At 65.5% G+C, this 4,099-nt stretch carries 6 protein-coding genes; 1 reads left to right on the top strand and 5 read right to left on the bottom strand.

What is annotated here, in order from left to right:
* From EN949_RS36565 to EN949_RS17515, 5 genes are all read right to left on the bottom strand, one after another.
* On the bottom strand, nt 1–216 hold a 216-nt coding region (locus tag EN949_RS36565), incomplete at its 3' end, for an FAD-dependent oxidoreductase (RefSeq protein WP_245472437.1).
* Entirely contained in the window at nt 213–1,196 is a 984-nt protein-coding gene (locus EN949_RS17530; protein WP_164770035.1) for a branched-chain amino acid ABC transporter permease, read from the bottom strand. The genes EN949_RS17530 and EN949_RS36565, both read right to left, overlap by 4 nt.
* Nucleotides 1,193–2,101, bottom strand: a complete 909-nt coding sequence (locus EN949_RS17525; protein WP_013532983.1) for a branched-chain amino acid ABC transporter permease — start codon at nt 2,099–2,101, stop codon at nt 1,193–1,195. The genes EN949_RS17530 and EN949_RS17525 overlap by 4 nt, the downstream gene beginning before the upstream one ends.
* Nucleotides 2,098–2,847, bottom strand: a complete 750-nt coding sequence (locus EN949_RS17520) for an ABC transporter ATP-binding protein (RefSeq protein WP_063171575.1) — start codon at nt 2,845–2,847, stop codon at nt 2,098–2,100. Before EN949_RS17520 ends, EN949_RS17525 begins: the two co-directional genes overlap by 4 nt.
* The gene (locus tag EN949_RS17515; protein ID WP_127366325.1) at nt 2,844–3,641 is read right to left on the bottom strand and encodes an ABC transporter ATP-binding protein; all 798 of its coding nucleotides are present in this window, start codon (nt 3,639–3,641) and stop codon (nt 2,844–2,846) included. The genes EN949_RS17520 and EN949_RS17515 overlap by 4 nt, the downstream gene beginning before the upstream one ends.
* A gap of 126 nt (nt 3,642–3,767) precedes the next feature.
* Here EN949_RS17515 and EN949_RS17510 point away from each other — a divergent pair.
* On the top strand, nt 3,768–4,099 hold a 332-nt coding region (locus EN949_RS17510), incomplete at its 3' end, for a GntR family transcriptional regulator (RefSeq protein ID WP_206534954.1).

Raw genomic sequence — 4,099 nt, 5'->3', positions numbered from 1 at the left:
GGGCGCCCCCCAGGCGATGAACTCGGCTGCGAGACCGGCGACGGAAAGTCCTTTCCCCGCCGCATGCAGCGCGGTTGAAAGGCCAGAAAAGCCGCCGCCGACGATTGCTAGGTCGACATCGAGCCCGCCTTGCAGTGCCGGCCGCTCACGTCGATTGCGGCCGACGGCATGCCAGAGTGAAGCGCCATGCGCTTCCTGCCGGATGACGGCATTCATGAGCTGGAACTGCTCCTGTCTGCAGCGATCCTCGCCCGCTTGCCAAACCAAGGCCGCCGTGGCCTGTCGCCGAACAGCCCGTTCGGCCGGACCAGCAGGATAACGCAGAGCATGACGCCGATGGCGGCGATCTGCAGCGCGGCGGCACGAGCCTGCTGTTCCGGCGGGAAGAGGATGCTGGTCAGCGTGCCCGACCCAGCCCATATCGCCCAGACCAGGATGCTGCCGACGACGGCGCCGAGATTGCTGCCCGAGCCGCCGACGATCAGCATCACCCAGACCTGGAAAGTCAGGATCGGCAAATAATTGTCCGGCGCGATGAAGCCGGTGAAATGCGCCTGCAGTGCACCGGCCAGCGCCATGATGGCGCCGCCCACGGCAAAGGCCTGGACTCGGTAGAAACGCGCGCTCTTGCCAAGCGAGATCGCCGCCTGCTCATCCTCGCGTAGCGCCTTCAGCACGCGGCCCCACGGGCTGCGCGACAGATGTTCCAAAGCGAGATAGGCGACCAGAGTCACCGCCGCGACCACGGCAAGGTTCGACAGGTTGAACAGCAGCGGCGTCTCGGCAAGGCTGCCGAAGGGGCGCGGGATGAAGCCGATGCCGAACGGGCCGCCGGTCAGTTTCTGCGCGTTGAGCGCGACCAGTTGCACGACGACGGCGACGCCGAAGGTGGTGATCGCCAGATAGTCGGACCTGAGCCGCAGCGTCGCCATGCCAGTTAACGCCGCGGCAATGCCGCCGACGACCATGGCGCCCGCCCAGCCGACAACGATCGGCAGGCCAAGGCCACCCAGCCGCGCGGCGTCGTCGGGAGTGGTCAGCAATGCCGAGGTGTAGGCGCCGATGGCGACGAAGCCGGCAAGGCCGACATTGAACAGGCCGGTCAGGCCCCACTGCAAATTGAGCCCCAGCGTGACCAGCGAAAAGATCAGCGCGGTGGTCAGGAAGAAGGCGCCGTAGCCGATCAGATCCATCAGCGTTCCCTCACACCAAACAGGCCGATCGGCCGCACGAACAGCACCGCCATCAGGATGATGAAGGAGACGGCGGCGCGCCATTCGGCGCCGATCAGCTGCACGGCACCGGCCTCGGCGAGCCCGATGATCAGGCCGCCGAGCACGGCGCCGGGGATGCTGCCGATGCCGCCGAGAATGGCGGCGGCAAACATCGGCAATAGCATGTCGAAGCCCATGAACGGGCGGATCTGCACCAGGATGCCGATCATCACGCCGGCCACGCAGGCCAGCGCCCCGCCGATGACCCAGGTGACGCGCACCACGCTGGCGACGTCGATGCCGACGATGCGGGCCAGTGCCGCGTTCTGGCTCAGGGCCTGCATCGAGCGGCCGGTCTGCGTGCGCGTCATCAACAGATGCACGGCGAGCACCAGCACCGCGGTCAGCAGCAAAAGCGCGATCTGGTCTGATGTGATGCGGATGCCGAAGCCGACCGGCATGGCGATCTGGATCGCCCGGCTGAAATAGGTCGGCCGCGAGGTGAAGGTGAATTCGAGCAGGCTTCTCAGCGCCATCGAGGCACCGAAGCTCGCCATCACCACGATGATCGCCTGGCCTTGCGAGCGCAGCCGCGAAAACAGCACCTTGTCGAGCAGCAGCGCCAGCAAAGCGGTGAACGCCATGCCGACGACCAGCGCGACAATCAGCGGCCAGCCGAAGGACAGCGGTGCGATCGGTGCCACCTTGCCGACTGTCGCGCCGATGGCGCTGACGACGGCCAGCGTCGCATAGGTGCCCCAGGCCATGAAGTCGCCATGGGCAAAGTTCGAGAAGCGCAGGATCGAATAGGTAAGCGTCACGCCGATGGCGCCCAGGCCGATCATCGAACCCGTCAGCAATCCGTCGACGACAAATTGCAGGCTCATGCCCCACCTCCTGTGCCGGACTTGCGGGGGCGCTGGCCGAGATAGAGTTCGGCGACCACCGGATCGTTCCACAGCTCGGAGGCAATGCCCTCGTGCCGGTCTTTGCCTTCGACCAGCACATAGGCGCGGTCGCCGATGGCGAGCGCTGCCTTGGCATTCTGTTCGACGAGCAGGATGGTGACGCCGGACTTGCGGATGTTTGCCAGCATCTCGAACACCATCGAGACGAATTTCGGCGACAGGCCGGCCGACGGCTCGTCTAGCACCAGCACCTTGGGGTGGACGATCAGCGCCCGCGCAACGGCGAGCATCTGCCGTTGTCCGCCCGAGAGGTTGCCGGCGGCGGTGCGGCGCTGGCGGACGAGATCGGGGAAGGCGGCATACATCTCCTCGATGCGCGCAGGAATCTCGCGCCGCTCAAGGATGCCGCAAGCAACTCTGAGATTGTCCTCGACCGACATCAGTGGGAAGATGTTTTCGGTCTGCGGCACGAAGGCCAGCCCGAGGCGCACCATGGTGTGGGCCGGCGCGGCAGTGATGTCCTTCCCGTCCAGAAATACTGTGCCGCCGGTGATCGGGACGAGGCCGGCGATGGCCTTGATGAAGCTAGACTTGCCGGCGCCGTTGGGGCCGAGCACCACGACGATCTCGCCCTTGGCGACGGTGATCGAGGCGCCGCGCACGATCGGCACGCCGGGCTCGTAGCCGGCTTCGAGGTCGCGGACATCGAGAACGATCTCGCTCATGCTGCGCCTCCGAGATAGGCCTCGATGACGCGCGGGTCGCGAGCGACCTCTTCGGCCGTGCCTTCGCTGAGCAACTGGCCGCTCGCCATGACGAGGACGCGATGGCAGAGCCGCGTCACCATGTCGATATTATGCTCGATCAGCAGGAAGGTGATACCGCGCGCATTGATGTCGCGGATGCGGTCGATGATGACTTCGAGCAGCGTCGCGTTGACGCCGGCCGCCGGTTCGTCGAGCAAGATGATCGCCGGATCGGCCATCATCACGCGGGCGAGTTCGAGCAGCTTGCGCTGACCGCCGGAAAGCACGCGCGCCGGCTCATGCGCGAGATGGGCGAGGGCGACCAGTTCCAGCAGTTCAAGCGCCTTTGTCCTGGCGGCCCTTTCCTGCGCGGCGACGCGCCATGGCGTGACGAAATTGGCAAGCAGCTTTTCGCCGGCCTGACCCTGTGCCGCCAGCATGATGTTTTCGATCAGCGTCAGGTTGGGCAGCGGGCGCGGTATCTGAAACGTGCGGCCGAGACCGCGTCCGATGCGCAGATGTGCTGCTTCGCCCGAGACGCTCGTGCCGTTGAGAAGGATTTCGCCGCTGGTCGGCAATATGCTGCCGGCAAGCAGGTCGAACATCGTCGTCTTGCCGGCGCCGTTGGGGCCGATGAGGCCGAGGATTTCGCCCGCTTTGACGTTAAACGAGACGTCGTTGACCGCGACAAGGCCGCCGAACCGCCTGACGACATTCCTTGCCGTCAGAACCGGCGCGCGGGTTTCCCCTTGCCGTTTGGTTGCCTCGCTCATCAAACCCTCTGGCCGAAGACGATCGCTGCCGCCTCCTGATTATGATTTGTGATCACACTTGCGTTGATCACGCTATTCGGCTTTAATTTCCTCCGCAAGCCGAAAACCGGCCACGAACGGAATTCCATGCAAAAGGCTGCCATCGAAAAGAACAACGAGGTGATCGCGGCCCAGCTTGCGCCGGTCGGCCGCGAGACCGTGCAGGACCGCGTTTATTCCGAGCTGCGCCGCGCCCTGATTGGCGGCCTGTTCGAACCGAGCCAGGTGCTGACCATCCGTGGCCTGGCTGACGCCTTGGTCACCTCGACCATGCCGGTGCGCGAGGCGCTCGGCCGGCTGATCACGGAAAAGGCGCTGGAGGCGCTGCCCAACCGTTCGGTGCGCGTGCCGCCGATCACGCTGGAACGCCTCGACGATCTCCTGCGGGCTCGCATCCTGATCGAGGGCGAGGCGATCGC

This window comes from Mesorhizobium sp. M7A.F.Ca.US.007.01.2.1, from assembly GCF_003998165.1.
Taxonomy (GTDB): Bacteria; Pseudomonadota; Alphaproteobacteria; order Rhizobiales; family Rhizobiaceae; genus Mesorhizobium; species Mesorhizobium ciceri.
The sequence above is the reverse complement of the archived record's forward strand: the minus strand, read 5'-3'. Positions and strand labels throughout refer to the sequence as shown.